Source organism: Stenotrophomonas forensis (genome assembly GCF_028752115.1).
Classification (GTDB): Bacteria; Pseudomonadota; Gammaproteobacteria; order Xanthomonadales; family Xanthomonadaceae; genus Stenotrophomonas; species Stenotrophomonas forensis.
This window is the reverse complement of sequence record NZ_CP082270.1, coordinates 4,213,567-4,230,584: the sequence shown is the minus strand read 5'-3', so window position 1 is coordinate 4,230,584 and position 17,018 is coordinate 4,213,567. Positions and strand designations below refer to the sequence as shown.

Annotated in this window: 16 protein-coding genes; 11 read left to right on the top strand and 5 right to left on the bottom strand. The window is 66.5% G+C overall.

Features of this window, described 5'->3' with window-relative positions; all coding sequences use genetic code 11:
• Positions 1-67: 67 nt before the first annotated feature.
• Entirely contained in the window at positions 68-670 is a 603-nt protein-coding gene (locus tag K5L94_RS19385) for a LolA-like protein (protein WP_274511172.1), read from the bottom strand.
• A gap of 81 nt (positions 671-751) precedes the next feature.
• On the opposite strand from K5L94_RS19385, the gene K5L94_RS19380 reads away from it, so the two are divergent.
• Together K5L94_RS19380 and K5L94_RS19375 are read left to right on the top strand one after the other, a co-directional pair.
• Positions 752-1,723, top strand: a complete 972-nt coding sequence (locus K5L94_RS19380; RefSeq protein WP_008267051.1) for a helix-turn-helix transcriptional regulator — start codon at positions 752-754, stop codon at positions 1,721-1,723.
• 26 nt (positions 1,724-1,749) lie between these two features.
• Positions 1,750-2,544 (top strand): MetQ/NlpA family ABC transporter substrate-binding protein, encoded by a 795-nt coding sequence (locus tag K5L94_RS19375; RefSeq protein ID WP_053450869.1) that lies wholly within the window; start codon positions 1,750-1,752, stop codon positions 2,542-2,544.
• 106 nt (positions 2,545-2,650) lie between these two features.
• Here the strand turns inward: K5L94_RS19375 and glpK are convergent, their stop codons facing one another.
• From glpK to K5L94_RS19360, 3 genes are all read right to left on the bottom strand, one after another.
• Entirely contained in the window at positions 2,651-4,150 is a 1,500-nt protein-coding gene (glpK, locus tag K5L94_RS19370) for a glycerol kinase GlpK (RefSeq protein ID WP_008268321.1), read from the bottom strand.
• 79 nt (positions 4,151-4,229) lie between these two features.
• Positions 4,230-5,711, bottom strand: a complete 1,482-nt coding sequence (gene glpD, locus K5L94_RS19365) for a glycerol-3-phosphate dehydrogenase (protein WP_053450868.1) — start codon at positions 5,709-5,711, stop codon at positions 4,230-4,232.
• Between the two features lie 153 nt (positions 5,712-5,864).
• Entirely contained in the window at positions 5,865-6,497 is a 633-nt protein-coding gene (locus tag K5L94_RS19360) for an OmpW/AlkL family protein (protein ID WP_053450867.1), read from the bottom strand.
• Between the two features lie 186 nt (positions 6,498-6,683).
• Between K5L94_RS19360 and K5L94_RS19355 the strand changes: the two genes are divergently transcribed.
• The 3 genes from K5L94_RS19355 (at position 6,684) to lpdA (ending at position 10,995) form a co-directional block, all read left to right on the top strand.
• On the top strand, positions 6,684-7,253 hold the full coding sequence (locus tag K5L94_RS19355) for a DNA-deoxyinosine glycosylase (protein WP_164086582.1): 570 nt from the start codon (positions 6,684-6,686) through the stop codon (positions 7,251-7,253).
• A 113-nt stretch (positions 7,254-7,366) separates the two neighbouring features.
• Entirely contained in the window at positions 7,367-9,079 is a 1,713-nt protein-coding gene (gene aceF, locus K5L94_RS19350; RefSeq protein ID WP_274511171.1) for a dihydrolipoyllysine-residue acetyltransferase, read from the top strand.
• Between the two features lie 107 nt (positions 9,080-9,186).
• Positions 9,187-10,995, top strand: a complete 1,809-nt coding sequence (lpdA, locus tag K5L94_RS19345; RefSeq protein ID WP_274511170.1) for a dihydrolipoyl dehydrogenase — start codon at positions 9,187-9,189, stop codon at positions 10,993-10,995.
• A gap of 452 nt (positions 10,996-11,447) precedes the next feature.
• Here the strand turns inward: lpdA and K5L94_RS19340 are convergent, their stop codons facing one another.
• Positions 11,448-12,266: a hypothetical protein gene (locus K5L94_RS19340; protein WP_053450863.1), complete on the bottom strand. Its 819-nt coding sequence runs from the start codon at positions 12,264-12,266 to the stop codon at positions 11,448-11,450.
• A gap of 461 nt (positions 12,267-12,727) precedes the next feature.
• Between K5L94_RS19340 and K5L94_RS19335 the strand changes: the two genes are divergently transcribed.
• The 6 genes from K5L94_RS19335 (at position 12,728) to atpA (ending at position 17,003) form a co-directional block, all read left to right on the top strand.
• Positions 12,728-13,093 (top strand): hypothetical protein, encoded by a 366-nt coding sequence (locus K5L94_RS19335; RefSeq protein ID WP_006471338.1) that lies wholly within the window; start codon positions 12,728-12,730, stop codon positions 13,091-13,093.
• A gap of 31 nt (positions 13,094-13,124) precedes the next feature.
• Positions 13,125-13,925: a F0F1 ATP synthase subunit A gene (atpB, locus tag K5L94_RS19330; RefSeq protein ID WP_049466592.1), complete on the top strand. Its 801-nt coding sequence runs from the start codon at positions 13,125-13,127 to the stop codon at positions 13,923-13,925.
• A 73-nt stretch (positions 13,926-13,998) separates the two neighbouring features.
• Entirely contained in the window at positions 13,999-14,304 is a 306-nt protein-coding gene (gene atpE / locus K5L94_RS19325; RefSeq protein WP_005411133.1) for a F0F1 ATP synthase subunit C, read from the top strand.
• Between the two features lie 106 nt (positions 14,305-14,410).
• Entirely contained in the window at positions 14,411-14,881 is a 471-nt protein-coding gene (locus tag K5L94_RS19320) for a F0F1 ATP synthase subunit B (protein WP_005419512.1), read from the top strand.
• Between the two features lie 2 nt (positions 14,882-14,883).
• Complete coding sequence (locus K5L94_RS19315; protein WP_006471336.1) at positions 14,884-15,411, top strand: F0F1 ATP synthase subunit delta; 528 nt, start codon at positions 14,884-14,886, stop codon at positions 15,409-15,411.
• Between the two features lie 44 nt (positions 15,412-15,455).
• Positions 15,456-17,003, top strand: coding sequence for a F0F1 ATP synthase subunit alpha (atpA, locus tag K5L94_RS19310; protein ID WP_008266965.1), 1,548 nt, complete (start codon positions 15,456-15,458; stop codon positions 17,001-17,003).
• Positions 17,004-17,018: the final 15 nt, after the last annotated feature.

The window sequence follows — 17,018 nt, the reverse complement described above, 5'->3', positions numbered from 1 at the left end:
TGGAAGCGTGATGGCGGTCCGAATCGATCCAATGCGCGCTTCAGCGAACGTTGCCGCGATCGCCTATTCAGGGCAGATCGACGCGCAATGCCGGATCGTTGAAGCGCGAGTAGCGCAGGCGCAGCTGGAAGCTGCGGCCATTGCTGCTGCCGCTGCGCACCAGCTGCCGCGGCAGGCCCTGGGCATCGATCCAGTACTCCAGGCGCTCACTGGGCTGGCTGCCACGCAGCCGGTAGTGGCGGGTCTCGACCCCGTCCAGGGTCTGGCTGCCCAGGTCCTCGGCCTGCAGGTCGGCGGGCAGGGCATCGGCCGGCAACGGGTTGCGCCACTGTTCGAGCAGGCCCGGCGGGGCCGGCACCTGGCGGATCGCGCCCTCGGCCTGCAGGAACAGCGTGTCACCGATGATCGTCTGCGGTCCGGCCGGGGTCTGCACGCGGAAACGGTCGGGGGCGACGAAGTCCATGGCGCTGCGCACCGGCTGGGGGGCGCCCAGCACCTCCAGCTCGGCGTGGAAGCTGCGCAGCGTGGCGAAGCGCTGGCTGGCGCCCAGCACGGCCTGCGCCGGATCGGCGGCCGGTACCGGGGCTTCGGTGCTGGCCGGCGCTGGTGCGCGATCGCAGGCGGCCAGCAGCAGGCAGGCCAGCAGGGACAGGGCAGGCAACCGGCGCATCGGGCGTTCCATGGGGGTGGGGGCGACCACGATAGCCCAAACGTCCCACACAAGACCCGCGAGTCGGACATAATCGGGGGTATGGACCGATACGAACGCATCACCGCCCTGCATCGTCTGCTCAAGTCCGCTCGCTATCCGGTGACGGTGGCGACCCTGCAGGACAAGCTCGGTTGTTCCCGTGCCACCGTCTACCGCGACCTGGCCTTCCTGCGCGACGCGCTGATGGCGCCGATCGAGGGCGACGGAGAAGCCGGCTTCCGCTACCACGCCGACGAGAGCGACCGCTTCGAGCTGCCCGGCTTGTGGCTGAGCTCGGAGGAACTGCACGCCCTGCTGGCCTCGCAGCACCTGCTGGCGCGCACCGGCGGCGGCGTGCTGTCCTCGGTGCTGGCACCGCTGCAGCAGCGCATCGAAAGCCTGCTGGCGGCCCAGGCAGGTGTCTCCAGCTGGCCGGTGGACCGCGTGCGGGTGATCCCGCACCGTGGGCGCAAGTTCGATGAAGGCAGCTTCCGCAGCGTGGCTTCGGCGGTGCTGGAGCGCCGTCAGCTGGCGTTCGAGTACCGCGCCCGCTCCACCGACGAGCCGACCAAGCGCACGGTCTCGCCGCAGCGCCTGACCCACTACCGCGACAACTGGTACCTGGATGCCTGGGACCACGACCGCGACGCCCTGCGCAGCTTCGCCGTCGACCGCATCCACAAGGCGCGGGTGGTCGACAGCACTGCGCGCGATGTTGCCGACAGCGAACTGGACGAGCAGCTGGGCGCCAGCTACGGGATCTTCTCCGGCGCGCCGAAGGGCTGGGCGACCATCCTGTTCAGCGCCAAGGCCGCGCGCTGGGTGGCCGACGAGCACTGGCACTCCAAGCAGCAGGGCCGCTTCCTGGCCGATGGCCGCTATGAACTGAAGGTGCCGTACAGCGTCTCGCGCGAGCTGTTGATGGACGTGCTGCACTATGGCTCGGATGCCGAGATCGTGGAGCCGGTGATGCTGCGCGAGCAGGCCAAGGCCCTGCTCGAGCTGGCCCTGAGCAACTACGACAACGCCTGACCCTCCCCACGAGAACCCCACCGCCCATGAAGAAGACCCTGTTGCTGCCCCTGCTTGCCGCTGCGCTGGCCCTGACCGCCTGCGGCAAATCCGGCGAACCCTCGCAGAAGCTGGTGGTGGCCGCCACGGCCGTGCCGCACGCCGAGATCCTCGAGGTGGTCAAGCCGATCCTCAAGCAGGAAGGCGTGGACCTGGACGTGCGCGTGTTCAACGACTACGTGCAGCCCAACGACCAGCTGGTGCAGAAGCAGGTGGACGCCAACTACTTCCAGACCGAGCCGTACCTGGATGCCTACAACCGCGACCGCAAGACCGACCTGGTGAAGGTGATCGGCGTGCACATCGAGCCGTTCGGTGCGTACTCGCGCAAGATCAAGTCGCTGGCCGAGCTGCGTGAGGGCGCCGACGTGGTGATCCCGAACGACCCGAGCAACAACAGCCGTGCGCTGATCCTGCTGCACAAGGCCGGCGTGATCGAGTTGAAGGACCCGACCAACGCGTTGTCGACCCAGCGCGACATCATCGCCAACCCGAAGAACCTGAAGTTCCGCGAGCTGGACTCGGCGATGCTGCCGCGCGTGCTGGACCAGGTCGATCTGGCCCTGATCAACACCAACTATGCGCTGGATGCCGGCCTCAACCCGACCCAGGACGCGCTGGCGATCGAAAGCAAGGATTCGCCGTACGTGAACTTCCTGGTCGCGCGCCCGGACAACAAGGACGATGCCCGCGTTCAGAAGCTGGCCAAGGCGCTGACCAGCCCGCAGGTGAAGGCCTTCATCGAAACCAAGTACAAGGGCGCGGTGCTGCCGGCGTTCTGACCGGCGCTACGGACGCTCTGGCCATGCGGTAGTGCCGGCCGCTGGCCGGCAATCTGCAAACGCCGCCAAGGATCATGGGGTTGCCGGCCAGCGGCCGGCACTACCCTCAGTCGACGTGGAAGGCGAGCGTGGCGGCCACCGCCTGCTGCCACCCGGCGTACAGCTTCTCGCGCCGCGCCACCTCCATCTGTGGCTCGAAGCGCCGGTCCAGGCCCCATTGCGCGGTGATCTGCTCGCGGCTGGTCCAGAACCCCACCGCCAGCCCGGCCAGGTAGGCCGCACCCAGCGCGGTGGTCTCGGTCAGTCGCGGCCGCAGCAGCGGCACGCCGAGGATGTCGGCCTGGAAGCCGGCCAGGAAGTCGTTGCCAATCGCACCGCCATCAGCGCGCAGCTCGGTCAGCGCGATGCCTGCATCGGACTGCATCGCATCCAGCACATCGCGGGTCTGGTAGGCCATCGCTTCCAGTGCGGCGCGCACGAAGTGCGCCTTGCGCGTGCCCCGGGTCAACCCGAACATCGCGCCGCGCACGTCACTGCGCCAATAGGGCGCGCCCAGACCGACGAACGCAGGCACCAGGTAGGCACCTCCACTGTCGGGCACCTGTGCGGCCAACGCCTGGCTGTCGCCGGCGCGCTCGATCATGCGCAGGCCGTCGCGCAGCCACTGCACCACCGAGCCGGCCACGAAGATCGAGCCCTCCAGCGCGTACTCCACGCGCCCGTCCAGGCCCCAGGCGATGGTAGTCAGCAGTCCGTTGCGCGAACGCACCGCCTGGGTGCCGGTATGCATCAGCATGAAGCAGCCGGTGCCATAGGTGTTCTTGACCATGCCCGGCTGGAAGCAGGCCTGGCCGAACAGCGCCGCCTGCTGGTCACCGGCGATGCCGGCGATCGGGATCGGATGGTCAAAGAAGAACTGCGGCCGGGTGTGCGCGTATACCGAACTGGAGTCACGCACCTGCGGCAGCATCGCGCGCGGGATGTCCAGCAGCGCCAGCAGGTCGTCATCCCAGTCCAGCGTGTGGATGTTGAACAGCAGCGTTCGCGCGGCGTTGCTGTAATCGGTCACGTGCGCCTGGCCACCGCTGAGGTTCCACACCAGCCAGCTGTCGATGGTGCCGAACAGCAGTTCGCCGCGCTCGGCCCGCTGTTGCGCGCCCTCCACGTGGTCGAGGATCCAGCGCACCTTTGTTGCGGAAAAATACGCATCGATCAGCAGGCCGGTGCGCTCGCGCACCAGCGCCTCGTGGCCATCGGACTTCAGCCGCTCGCAGAGGGCGTGGCTCTGCCGCGACTGCCAGACGATGGCGTTGTGGATCGGCTGGCCGGTTGCGCGATCCCAGACCACCGTGGTCTCGCGCTGGTTGGTGATGCCCAGCGCGGCGATATGGCGCGGGTCGATCTGCCCGCGGCTGAGCAGCTCGGTCAGCGTGGCATAGACGCTGGTAAGGATCTCGCGCGGGTCATGCTCGACCCAGCCAGGGTGCGGGAAGATCTGCGCGAACTCGCGCTGCGCGCTGCCGACGATGTTGCCGGCACGGTCGAACAGGATCGCGCGCGAACTGGTGGTGCCCTGGTCGATGGCCAGCACGTAGCGGGGCGTCATGCAGCGTCTCCGGTAGCGATGGTATTGGTAGAGTCGAGCTTGCTCGACTGCTCTTCATGCCAGTCGAGCAAGCTCGACTCTACCGTCTATCCATCCATGCCTGCAGCCGCGGCACCTGCGCGGCATCCAGCCGCAACCCCAGCTTGCTCCGCCGCCACAGCACATCATCGGCGTCGTGCGCCCACTCATGCTCCCGCAGGAAATCCACTTCGCGCGCATGCAGGCCCGCACCGAAGTGCTCGCCAAGATCGTCCATGGATTGCGCCGCGCCCAGCAACGACGCGCTGCGGCTGCCGTAGGCCCCGGCCCAGCGTCGCGCGATGTCCGCGGGCAACCAGGGAGCCCGCGCGCTCAGCTGCGAGCGGGCCTGTGCGGCGTCCCCCCAGTCGCTGCCCGGCAGTGCGGCTCCGGTTGCGGTCCAGGCGGGCCCCATCTGCGGTAGGGCAGGGCGCAGCAGGTCCAGTGCCTCTTCGGCCAGTACCCGATAGGTGGTCAGTTTGCCGCCGAGCACATGCAGTGCCGGCGCCGGATCGGACTGTACCTGCAGGCGGTAGTCGCGGCTAAGCTTCGCCGCACGCGGGTCCGGGTCGGCCAGCAGCGGGCGCACACCGGCGAACTGCCAGGCCACGTCCGCGGCGGTGATCGGTTCACGCAGGTAGCGGTTGGCGGCATCGCACAGGTAGGCCAGCTCGGACGGCAGTACGCTGCAGCGCGCCGGATCGCCACGGTAATCGGTGTCGGTGGTGCCGACCAGCAGGTGGTCTTGGGCGAAGGGCAGCAGGAACACCACCCGGCCATCGGGTTGCTGCAGCAGGCAGGCGCTGTCATCGGGCCAGGGGCGGCGCAGCACGATGTGGCTGCCCTGCACCAGGCGCAGGGCGGGGCCGCCGCTGCGCGCCTGCATCCGTTCCAGCAGGCCGCCCGCCCACGGGCCCGCGGCATTGGCCACCGCGCGTGCGATCACGTGCCGTTGCTGACCATCGTGGGTTTCCAGCACGGCCTGCCAACGGCCCTGCAGCGCACGCAGCTCGATGCAGCGGCTGCGCACCTGCACCTGCGCGCCGCGCTGCGCGGCATCCAGTGCGTTCAGCAGTACCAGCCGCGCATCATCGACCTGTGCATCGGCATAGCTGAAGGCCCGCCGCAGCACCGGGGAGAGCCAGGCGCCGAGCGAATCCTGCTGCAGGTCCAGCGCCTGCGAGGCGGGGAAGGCAGGGCTGCGCCGGCCCAGGTGGTCGTACAGCCATAGCCCCACGCGCAGCATCCAGCGCGGGCGCAGATGCGGTTCCCAGGGCAGCACGAAGCGCAACGGATGGACCAGGTACGGTGCCTGCCGGCGCACCACCTCGCGCTCGCCCAGCGCCTTGCGCACCAGGCCCAGTTCGCCCTGTTCCAGGTAACGCAGGCCGCCGTGGATCAGTTTGCTGCTGGCACTGGAGGTGTGCGCGGCCAGGTCATGCTGTTCACACAGCAGCACCCGCAGGCCGCGACCGGCCGCGTCACGGGCGATGCCGGCACCGTTGATGCCGCCACCGATCACCAGCAGGTCAACCTCCTCCATCGCGCCTCCGTGTCCTGTGTCTGTAGAGTCGAGCTTGCTCGACTGCGTTGACGAGAGTCGAGCAAGCTCGACTCTACAGACCGCAGGTGACGGAAACGACGACGGGCCCCGAAGAGCCCGTCGCGTTGCATCAATGGAGCGGTGCTGCCTGGATCAGAAGCGGGCGCCGATGCCGAAGCCGACGGTCCACGGATCCATCTTGGCTTCGCCGATCTTCTCGCCGCCAACCTTCACGTCCGGGCGGGCGCGCATGTAGCGGGCGTCAGCACGGGCGAACCAGGTGGAATTGATGTTCATGTCCACGCCGACGGTGCCGATCACGCCCTTGGCGTCCTTCAGGCGGATGTCGGAGCTGCTGCCGTCGGCCAGCTTTTCGCTGCTGAAGCTCGACTGGTAGTAGCCCACGCCCACGAACGGACGGAACACGTTGTCGGCCTGGCCGAAGTGGTACTGGCCGCTCAGCGCGACCGGCTGCTGCTCGACCGAACCCACGCGAACGTTGTTCGGGCCCTTGAACTTGTTGTCGAACTTGTCGGCGGCGCCCCACAGTTCAACGGCCCAGTTGTCGTTGACGTAGTAGCTGAAGCTGACGGTCGGCGCCGGGCCGCCATCGGTCTTCTTGATGCCGTCGATCGGATCATTCTTCGGCTGCAGCAGCGAGATGCCGCCAACAACGGCAAAATGCTTGCCCGAAGCGGTATCGGTGCTGCTGTCCTGGGCGAAAGCGGCCGGCGCGAACGCGGCGGAGGTCAGCAGGGCGAGACTCAGGATACGGATGGAGCGCATGGGGGTATCTCCTAATGTTTCTTGTTTTGGGCCCCCGGTTGCGGGGCGAGCACACCGTAGTCGCCCCAACATGAATCGAATCCGACGCGCGTTAAAAATTGGTTTGGCTTGTTCAGCGAGCAGCGCGAAAAGCCTGTATTCATGGGGTTTTTGGCCATCCGTGACATTCATTCAGTTGGAGAAGATGTGAGCGCTGCGACGATGTGCATCGGCCTGCAAGCGCAGGTGAACGTGGATTGCAGAGTGCTGCTGCTCGGTTCGATGCCGGGTGTGGCGTCGCTGCAGGAGCAGCGCTACTACGCGCACCCGCGCAATCGCTTCTGGCCGCTTTTGGCGGAAATCTGCGGGTTTGATGCGGGCCTGCCGTATGCACAGCGATTGCAGGCATTGAACGCCGCGGGCATCGGCCTGTGGGATGTGATCGGCCAGTGCGAGCGGCGCGGCAGTCTGGACGCGGACATCGTGCGCGGCACGGAAGTGCCCAATGCGCTGCCGTCACTGATCGCCTCGCTTCCTGAGCTGGAGCTGATCGCCTGCAATGGCGCGGCGTCGATGCAGGCGTTTCAGCGCTGGGTGCTGCCCCGGCTGGAGGCGCCGCCGAGGCTGCTGGCGCTGCCCTCCACCAGCCCGGCCAACGCGGCGTGGTCGCTGCCGCGCCTGCGCCTGGCCTGGCAGCCGGTGGCCGACGTACTGGCGACATCAAGCGGACATCGTCGGGACAATACGCTACCGACTGGTCAAGGCCGCAACCCATGAGCAACAGCGTGTCCCGGCTGCGTGCGTACTGAAAACACCTGTAACGGTTGGCGCTGGACCCCGCTGGCCGCACAATAGACGTTTCCCTACACCAGATTGCCGGAGTTATCCCCATGGCCGAAATCAAGGAAGCACTTGTCCCCGATATCGGTGACTACAGCGATATCCCGGTAATCGAGGTGCTTGTCGCCGTCGGCGACACGGTCAAGAAGGACCAGGGCCTGGTGACGCTGGAAAGCGACAAGGCGACCATGGAAGTGCCGTCCTCGGTGGCGGGCGTGGTCAAGGAACTGAAGGTCAAGGTCGGCGACAACCTGTCCGAAGGCAAGGTCGTGGCGCTGATCGAAGTGGCCGAAGGCGAAGCTGCCAAGCCGGCCGCCGCCGCACCGGCCCCGGCCAAGGCCGCTGCCCCGGCCGCCGCCACCCAGAGCGCGCCGGCCCCGGCCGCTGCTGCGCCGGCCGCACCGGCCGCCAGCGGCGGTGCCGTTGAAGCGCTGGTGCCGGACATCGGCGATTACACCGACATCCCGGTCATCGAAGTGCTGGTTGCCGTCGGCGACACGGTCAAGAAGGACCAGGGCCTGGTCACGCTGGAAAGCGACAAGGCCACCATGGAAGTGCCGTCGTCGGTCGCTGGCGTGGTCAAGGAGCTGAAGGTCAAGGTCGGCGACACCCTGTCGCAGGGTGCCGTGGTCGCCATCATCGAGGCCGAGGGCGCTGCCGCGCCGGCCCCGAGCAAGGCCGCCGCTGCCGCTGCCCCGGCCGCCGCCGAAACCGCCACCAAGGTCGAGCCGGTCGCCGTGCCGGCCCAGCCGGACAAGCTGGCCGCCCGCGAGGTCGCCTCGGCCGGTACCCCGTCCAGCCCGCCGGTGCAGTTCAATGCCGATGGCGTGCTGCCGGCCAAGGTGCCGTATGCCACCCCGGCCGTGCGCGTGTTCGCGCGCGAGCTGGGCGTGGACCTGCTGCAGATCAACGGCACCGAAAAGGGCGGCCGCATCACCAAGGGTGACGTGCAGAAGTTCGTCAAGGCCGCGCTCAGCGGCGGCGTGCCGGCCGCTGCCGGTGGTGCCGTTGCCGCCGGTGGTGGTCTGAACCTGCTGCCGTGGCCGAAGGTCGACTTCAGCAAGTTCGGCGAGACCGAAGTGCAGCCGCTGTCGCGCATCAAGAAGATCTCCGGCGCGAACCTGGCCCGCAACTGGGCGATGATCCCGCACGTCACCCAGTTCGAGCAGGCCGACATCACCGACCTGGAAGGGCTGCGCGTGGCGCTGAACAAGGAGAACGAGAAGGCCGGCATCAAGCTGACCATGCTCGCCTTCCTGATCAAGGCCAGCGCCGCGGCGCTGAAGAAGTTCCCGGAATTCAACGCCTCGCTCGATGCCAGTGGTGAAAACCTGACCCTGAAGAAGTACTTCCACATCGGTTTCGCCGCCGACACGCCGAACGGCCTGGTCGTGCCGGTCATCCGCGACGTGGACAAGAAGGGCGTGGTGCAGATCGCGCAGGAAACCGGCGAACTGGCCAAGAAGGCGCGCGACGGCAAGCTGGGCCCGGCCGACATGAGCGGCGGCTGCTTCTCGATCAGCTCGCTGGGCGGCATCGGCGGCACCGCGTTCACCCCGATCGTCAATGCACCGGAAGTGGCCATCCTCGGCGTCTCCAAGTCCTCCATCCAGCCGGTCTGGAATGGCAAGGAATTCGCGCCGAAGCTGATGCTGCCGCTGTCGCTGAGCTACGACCACCGCGTCATCGATGGCGCCCTGGCCGCACGCTTCACCACCTACCTGTCGCAGGTACTGGCCGACATGCGCCGCGTGCTGCTGTAAGGCACCGCTTCGCCCCCACCGTGCGGCTGCCGCCCCCTGGCGCGGCCGCGTGAACAGATGCAGTGACAGCCCGCCGGCCATGCCGGCCGGGCACGAGGAAAACCACCATGGCCACGATTGAAGTCAAGGTTCCCGACATCGGCGATTACAGCGATGTGCCGGTGATCGAAGTGTTGGTCGCCGTCGGCGACACGGTGAAGAAGGATCAGGGTCTGGTGACCCTGGAATCGGACAAGGCCACCCTGGAAGTGCCGTCCTCGGCCGCCGGTGTGGTCAAGGAACTGAAGGTCAAGCTGGGCGACAGCCTGTCCGAAGGCGCCGTGGTCGTGGTGCTGGAAACCGAAGGCGCCGCCGAAGCCCCGGCCAAGGCCGCCGCGCCGGCTCCGGCCGCAGCTGCGCCGGCCAGCAAGCCGCCGGTGACCCCGTCGCACCGCGCCCCGGCCGAGCCGGCTGCGCCGAAGCCGGCGCTGTCCAGCGGCAAGCCGGCCGATATCGAATGCGAAATGGTCGTGCTGGGCTCGGGCCCGGGCGGCTACACCGCCGCCTTCCGCGCCGCCGACGTCGGCCTGGATACCGTTCTGGTCGAGCGCTACGCCAGCCTCGGCGGCGTCTGCCTCAACGTCGGCTGCATTCCGTCCAAGGCGCTGCTGCATGCCGCAGCGGTGATCGACGAAGTGGCCCACGCCGGTGATTTCGGCGTCGAGTTCGGCAAGCCGACCATCACCCTGGACAAGCTGCGCCAGTACAAGGAAAAGGTCGTCAACCAGCTGACCAAGGGCCTGGCCGGCATGGCCAAGCAGCGCAAGGTCCGCAGCGTGCAGGGCGTCGGCAGGTTCGTCTCGGCCAACGAGCTGGAGATCACCGCCGCTGACGGCAGCACCCAGCTGCTGCGCTTCCAGAAGTGCATCATCGCCGCCGGTTCGCAGGCGGTGAAGCTGCCGAACTTCCCGTGGGACGACACGCGCGTGATGGACTCCACCGACGCGCTGGAACTGGCCGAAGTGCCGGGCTCGCTGCTGGTTGTCGGTGGCGGCATCATCGGCCTGGAAATGGCCACCGTGTATGGCGCGCTGGGCAGCAAGGTCACCGTGGTCGAGTTCATGGACCAGCTGATGCCGGGCGCCGACAAGGACCTGGTCAAGCCGCTGGCCGACCGCCTGAAGAAGCAGGGCATCGAAGTGCACCTGAAGACCAAGGCCTCCGGCGTCACCGCCGATGCCAAGGGCATCACCGTCACCTTCGAAGCTGCCGAGGAAGGCCAGTCGCCCGCGCTGGCGCAGGGCACCTTCGACCGCGTGCTGGTGGCCGTGGGGCGCTCGCCGAACGGCAGGAAGATCGATGCCGAGAAGGCGGGCGTGCAGGTCACCGAGCGTGGCTTCATCCCGGTGGACCGCCAGATGCGCACCAACGTGCCGCACATCTTTGCCATCGGCGACATCGTCGGCAACCCGATGCTGGCCCACAAGGCCACGCATGAAGGCAAGCTGGCCGCTGAAGTGGCTGCCGGCCACAAGAAGGAATGGGTCGCCCGCGTGATTCCGTCGGTGGCCTACACCAACCCGGAAATCGCCTGGGTCGGCGTCACCGAGACCGAAGCCAAGGCCAAGGGCCTGAAGGTCGGCGTGGCCAAGTTCCCGTGGGCGGCCAGCGGCCGCGCGATCGGCATCGGCCGCACCGAGGGCTTCACCAAGCTGATCTTCGACGAAGAGACCCACCGCATCATCGGTGGTGCCATCGTCGGCGTGCATGCCGGTGACCTGCTGGCCGAGATCGGCCTGGCCATCGAGATGGGTGCCGAAGCCGAAGACATCGGCCACACCATCCACGCGCACCCGACGCTGAGCGAATCGGTGGCGATGGCCTCGGAAATCTACGACGGCACGATCACCGACCTGTACATGCCGAAGAAGAAGTAAGGCGCCCGCGCCGTTGCGAACGAAAAGCCCTGGCTTCTGCCGGGGCTTTTTTTCTTCGATCAGTGCTGCAGCAAAGGGTGGGGCCGCTGCGCGGGAGGCGGGCATTTCGACAAATGTCCCCCGTCGTCCGCCTGCGGCGGTCGCCTCCTCCTTTACTTTGTCGAAACGCCTGCCACCCGCGCAGCGGCTCGGCTTACGGACAGTCGAGAGCTGCTGCCAAAGCCGCCTGGATGCCTGACACGCGGAGGGAGCGGGGGCTGTGTGCGAAGTAAAGGAGGAGGTGCCGGCCGCAGGCCGGCGCCGGGGGACATTCGCACACAGCCCCCGCTCCCTCCAGCGCTCGACCCAGCCGCTCTTGCTCCTGCACACAGGGGAAAACAGCACAAAAAAGCGCGGCCCCGATAGTCCGGAGGCCGCGCCAGGAGAGAGAGTGCCGTGGAAGGGGCGGGGGATCAGAACACGAAGCTGACGCCTGCCACCGGGCCCTTGAATTCCTGCTTCAGGCCGACGGTGCCGTCGCTGCCCTTCTTGTCCACGTCCAGCTTGAACCAGTCGTAGCCGGCGAACACGCCGAAGTTCTTGGTGAAGCGGTAATCGACGATGGCATTGGCGCGGCTCAGGTCGCCCTTGTAGTCATCGAAGCTGCCCCAACGCGTGTTCAGGTACTGGCCCTGCAGCGTGATCATCCAGCGCTCGGACGGGGTGAAGGTCATGCGCGCACCCACCACCGGCGCGATGCCGTCGGCCTTCTCGTCGAGGAACTGGCCTTCGTACACGGTGCCCAGGTCGGCATAACCCTTGGTGCTGACCTTGGCGTACTCGCCACCGATCTGCAGGCCGAGGTCGAAGGTGTCGGTATCGACGACCGAATAGTCATAGACCAGGCTGGCCACCTGGTACTTCAGTTCACCCTTCACGAAGCTGCCGGCCGGCACGTTCTCACCGCCGAAGGAAATGCCCTGGTCCAGCGTCTCGCGGCGGTCCTTGTCGTACTTGAAGTAGTTGAACAGCAGGCGCTGGCGGTTGCTGATGCGGAACATGCCGTCGATGCGCGGCTCCCATTCCTTGCCACCCAGCTTGAAGTCCTGGTTCAGGGCGATGTCCTGGCCAGCCACGTTGGTCCTGCCGCGGAGCGTGTTGTCCGAATCGATGTTCATCGCACCCAGGCGGATGGCGAAACGGTCGTCGCCTTCCGCGGCGTGGGCGGCATTGGCGAACGAAGCGCCGGCGGCGAGCAGGGAGAGGGCGAGCAGGGTGGGAACGGAGCGCATCGAAGAGTCCTTGCAGTGGTTCATCAGAATGAAGACCACTGTGCCGGACGGCGGCGTCCACCATCCGTGAACGTATGGTCCACGGGATGTGCACGGTTCAGCGCTGTCGCGACGATGCAAAAAAGATGGCCCCGGAGCCGGGCTTCGGGGCCATCGTGGGACCTGCGGGGCGAAGCGTCGACGAGGTTGCTGCAGGCAGGTCGAAAGATCGGACCGGCGCATTCGGCGAAAGTTCCGCAGCCTGCGACCAAAGTTCAATACTGCGCTGCAGCATCACGCGGACGTCATTGTCCCTTGGGTGGCACGCAAAAATGTAACCGTTACCGCAACTTGCGGCCTCCCGGGATGAACAGGGAGCGGTTGTCTCGCAAATTGTCCCATTGCTATAATTTGGCGGCTCGATGAGGCCCCCTCTGCTGTAGCCGCCTCAGCCCTCCACTTGCAACCACGCGGGACGTCCTGTGCTGAACTCCGTTGATGCGGGTCGGCGACTGATGCTGCGCGCCGCGGTCTACCCGCTGGCCGCGGTCGCTGTCCTGGCCCTGGCCTTCCTGCTGGTGGGTCCGAAGTATGCCCTCGGCGCGCTGGCGTCCGGTGTGGCCATTTCGGCCGGTGGCTGGGTGGCAGCGCGGATGGCACTGAGCGGGGGAGCGGTGGCCGCAGGATCGGCGATGGCTCGCCTGATCATTGCGATCGTGGCCAAGTGGGTGGTGGTTTTCGGCGTCCTGCTGGTGGGGTTCCTGGTCTTCAAGCTGCCTGCATTGGCGCTGTTGGCCGGTATCGCCGTCGGCTTGATGTTCCAGGTCCTGGCCATGGCCAGGCGTTGACAGAATTCAATTAACTGAAGGTTCCGGACACATGGCGGGCGAGGCTCTAACCCCTACCAGCTACATCCAGCATCACCTGCACAACCTGACCGCGCCGGTCGGCAAGGGTGAGGGTATGTTCTGGCATATCCACGTCGATACCTTCCTCACCGCGGTCCTGATGGGCCTGGTGATCGTCGTCGCGTTCTGGCTGGGCACCCGCAAGGCCACCGCCGGCGTGCCGGGCAAGTGGCAGGCCTTCGTCGAGATCTGCCTGGAGTTCGTCGACCGCCAGGCCAAGGACACCTACCACGGCAAGAGCAAGCTGGTCACGCCGATCGCCATCACGATCTTCTTCTGGATCCTGATGATGAACCTGATCAAGATGATCCCGGCCGACTTCATCGCCAAGCCGCTGGAATGGGCGGGCATCCACTACTGGAAGCCGGTGCCGACCGCCGACGTCAATGCCACCCTGGGCATGGCCATCAGCGTGTTCTTCCTGATGCTGTTCTTCGCACTGAAGTCGAAGGGCCTGCTGGGCTTCATCAAGGAATTCCTGACGGCGCCGTTCGGCAAGTGGATGATGCCGTTCAACCTGATCCTCAACATCGTCGAGTGGCTGAGCAAGCCGATCTCGCTGGCGATGCGACTGTTCGGCAACATGTTCGGCGGCGAAATCGTGTTCCTGCTGATCTGGGTGCTGGGTGGTGCCGGTTTCTTCGGTGCCATTGCCGGTGGTGCGTTCGGCCTCGGCTGGATGCTGTTCCACCTGCTGGTGATCCCGCTGCAGGCCTTCATCTTCATGATGCTGTCGATCGTGTACCTGAGCCTGTCGGAAGACGCTCACTGAGTTTCAAGCTTCAACGCGTTTCAACCTTCATCCGTTTCATCACCCTTAGCAACTTAAGTTCCTGGAGATAACCATGTACTTCGCCGTCCTGACCAACTTCGCGCAGATTCAGAGCTCCACCGCCCTTGCCGTCGGCATCATGATCGGCCTGGCCGCGCTGGGCGCCGGTCTGGGTCTGGCCATCATGGCTGGTAAGTTCCTGGAGTCGGCCGCCCGCCAGCCGGAACTGATCCCGGTCCTGCAGGTCCGCATGTTCATCACCGCCGGCCTGATCGACGCCGCGTTCATCATCTCGGTCGCCGTCGGCCTGCTGCTGGCCTTCGCCAACCCGCTGTCGGCTGCCTTCGCTGGCGCCGTCACCAAGGCTCTGGCCGGCTGATACAGCGGTTTGAGACGACCGGGTGCTGATGCACCCGGTTTCGGATGAAGGCCGGATGCGCCGCTACGGCGGCGCGTCCACCCCGAAACCAGCGATCGAGCTAACCATGAATATCAATTTCACCCTTCTTGCGCAGGCGCTCGCCTTCGCTGGTCTGATCTGGATCATCGCGACCAAGATCTGGCCGCCGCTGATGAACGCGATCGAAGAGCGCCAGCAGAAGATTGCTGAAGGCCTCGCTGCTGCCGACCGCAGCCAGAAAGATCTGGCCCAGGCGCAGGAGAAGGTCAACGAAGCGCTGAAAGAAGCACGCACCAAGGCCAACGAGATCATCGACCAGGCCCACGCGCGCGCCAACCAGATCGTTGATGCTGCCCGTAACGAAGCGATCACCGAAGCCACCCGTCAGAAGGAACTGGCCCAGGCTGAAATCGACGCCGCCGCCAACCGTGCCCGTGAAGATCTGCGCAAGCAGGTGTCCGCGCTGGCCGTGACCGGTGCCGAAAAGCTGCTCAAGCGCGAAATCGACGCCAACGCCCACAAGGCGCTGCTCGACGAGCTGGCCTCGGAGATCTAAGGATGAGCCAGGCCCTCACGCTTGCCCGCCCGTACGCCCGCGCCGCGTTCGCGACCGCGCGCGACGAAGGCGCGTTCGCGCCGTGGTCGGACGCCCTGGCGTTCTCCGCCCACGTCGCCGCCGATCCGCGCGTGGCGGCCCTGCTCGCCAACCCGGAGCTGGGCCGTGACGACGCCGTCGCCCTGCTGGCGCCGGTGACCCACGGCGAGACCTACTCGCGCTTCCTGGCCATCCTGGCCGACTCGCATCGTCTGCCGCTGCTGCCGGAAATCTCCGGCATGTTCGATGCCCTGCGCGCCGAAGCCGAGCACGTGGTCAAGGCCACCGTGACCTCGGCGGCCGAGCTGTCGGCCGGTGAGCTGGATGCGATCAAGGTCGCGCTGCGCAAGCGCTTCAACCGCGAGGTCGACGTGACCACCGCGGTCGATGCCTCGCTGATCGGCGGCGCCGTGATCGATGCCGGCGACGTGGTCATCGATGGTTCGCTGAAGGGCAAGCTGGCCCGTCTGCAGACCGCGCTCGCTAACTGAATTCATTTAACGTCCGGCCCCGCTGCCGGCACTAGGACTTGACGATGGCAACCACGCTCAACCCCTCCGAAATCAGCGAACTGATCAAGAACCGCATCGAGAAGGTCAAGCTGGCCGCGGAATCGCGCAACGAAGGCACCGTGACCAGCGTGTCCGACGGCATCGTGCGCATCTTCGGTCTGGCCGACGTGATGCAGGGCGAAATGATCGAACTGCCGAACAACACCTTCGCCCTGGCCCTGAACCTGGAGCGCGACTCGGTCGGCGCCGTGGTCCTGGGTGACTACGAGCACCTGCGCGAAGGCGACGTCGCCAAGACCACCGGCCGCATCCTGGAAGTGCCGGTCGGTCCGGAACTGCTGGGCCGCGTCGTGAACGCGCTGGGCGAGCCGATCGACGGCAAGGGCCCGCTGGGCACCGACCTGACCGCTCCGGTGGAGCGCGTTGCTCCGGGCGTGATCTGGCGCAAGTCGGTCGACCAGCCGGTGCAGACCGGTTACAAGTCGGTCGACGCCATGATCCCGATCGGCCGTGGCCAGCGCGAGCTGATCATCGGTGACCGCCAGACCGGCAAGACCGCCATGGCGATCGACGCGGTGATCAACCAGAAGGGCACCGGCATCAAGTGCGTGTACGTTGCGATCGGCCAGAAGGCTTCGACCATCGCCAACATCGTGCGCAAGCTGGAAGAGAACGGCGCGCTGGCCCACACCATCGTGGTGGCCGCGACCGCTTCCGAATCGGCTGCCATGCAGTACATCAGCGCCTACTCGGGCTGCACCATGGGTGAGTACTTCATGGACCGCGGCGAAGACGCGCTGATCGTGTACGACGATCTGTCCAAGCAGGCCGTGGCCTACCGCCAGATCTCGCTGCTGCTGAAGCGCCCGCCGGGCCGTGAAGCCTACCCGGGTGACGTGTTCTACCTGCACTCCCGTTTGCTCGAGCGCGCTGCCCGCGTGTCCGAGGAATACGTCGAGAAGTTCACCGAAGGCAAGGTCACCGGCAAGACCGGTTCGCTGACCGCGCTGCCGATCATCGAAACCCAGGCCGGCGACGTGTCCGCCTTCGTTCCGACCAACGTGATCTCGATCACCGACGGCCAGATCTTCCTGGAAACCGACCTGTTCAACGCCGGCATCCGCCCGGCCGTGAACGCCGGTATCTCGGTGTCGCGCGTCGGTGGTTCGGCCCAGACCAAGATCATCAAGAAGCTGTCGGGCGGCATCCGTATCTCGCTGGCCCAGTACCGTGAGCTGGCTGCGTTCGCGCAGTTCGCCTCGGACCTGGACGAAGCAACCCGCAAGCAGCTGGAGCGTGGCCAGCGCGTCACCGAGCTGATGAAGCAGAAGCAGTACGCGCCGATGTCGATCGCCAACCAGGCGCTGTCGATCTACGCCGTCAACGAGGGTTACCTCGACGACGTGCCGGTCAACAAGCTGCTGGCGTTCGAAGAAGGCCTGCACGCCCACTTCGCCAACACCCAGGGCGAGCTGGTTAGCAAGGTCAACGCCACCGGCGGTTGGGACAACGACATCGAAGGTGCCTTCAAGAAGGGCATCGCCGAGTTCAAGACCACCGGCAGCTGGTAATCGCGGTCCTGTAGA

Bases quoted from the DNA above. Each gene is read 5' to 3' on its own strand.
- K5L94_RS19385 (WP_274511172.1), bottom strand. From the start codon at position 670: ATGCGCCGGTTGCCTGCCCTGTCCCTGCTGGCCTGCCTGCTGCTGGCC.
- K5L94_RS19380 (WP_008267051.1), top strand. From the start codon at position 752: ATGGACCGATACGAACGCATCACCGCCCTGCATCGTCTGCTCAAGTCC.
- K5L94_RS19375 (WP_053450869.1), top strand. From the start codon at position 1,750: ATGAAGAAGACCCTGTTGCTGCCCCTGCTTGCCGCTGCGCTGGCCCTG.
- glpK (WP_008268321.1), bottom strand. From the start codon at position 4,150: ATGACGCCCCGCTACGTGCTGGCCATCGACCAGGGCACCACCAGTTCG.
- glpD (WP_053450868.1), bottom strand. From the start codon at position 5,711: ATGGAGGAGGTTGACCTGCTGGTGATCGGTGGCGGCATCAACGGTGCC.
- K5L94_RS19360 (WP_053450867.1), bottom strand. From the start codon at position 6,497: ATGCGCTCCATCCGTATCCTGAGTCTCGCCCTGCTGACCTCCGCCGCG.
- aceF (WP_274511171.1), top strand. From the start codon at position 7,367: ATGGCCGAAATCAAGGAAGCACTTGTCCCCGATATCGGTGACTACAGC.
- lpdA (WP_274511170.1), top strand. From the start codon at position 9,187: ATGGCCACGATTGAAGTCAAGGTTCCCGACATCGGCGATTACAGCGAT.
- K5L94_RS19340 (WP_053450863.1), bottom strand. From the start codon at position 12,266: ATGCGCTCCGTTCCCACCCTGCTCGCCCTCTCCCTGCTCGCCGCCGGC.
- atpB (WP_049466592.1), top strand. From the start codon at position 13,125: ATGGCGGGCGAGGCTCTAACCCCTACCAGCTACATCCAGCATCACCTG.
- atpE (WP_005411133.1), top strand. From the start codon at position 13,999: ATGTACTTCGCCGTCCTGACCAACTTCGCGCAGATTCAGAGCTCCACC.
- K5L94_RS19320 (WP_005419512.1), top strand. From the start codon at position 14,411: ATGAATATCAATTTCACCCTTCTTGCGCAGGCGCTCGCCTTCGCTGGT.
- K5L94_RS19315 (WP_006471336.1), top strand. From the start codon at position 14,884: ATGAGCCAGGCCCTCACGCTTGCCCGCCCGTACGCCCGCGCCGCGTTC.
- atpA (WP_008266965.1), top strand. From the start codon at position 15,456: ATGGCAACCACGCTCAACCCCTCCGAAATCAGCGAACTGATCAAGAAC.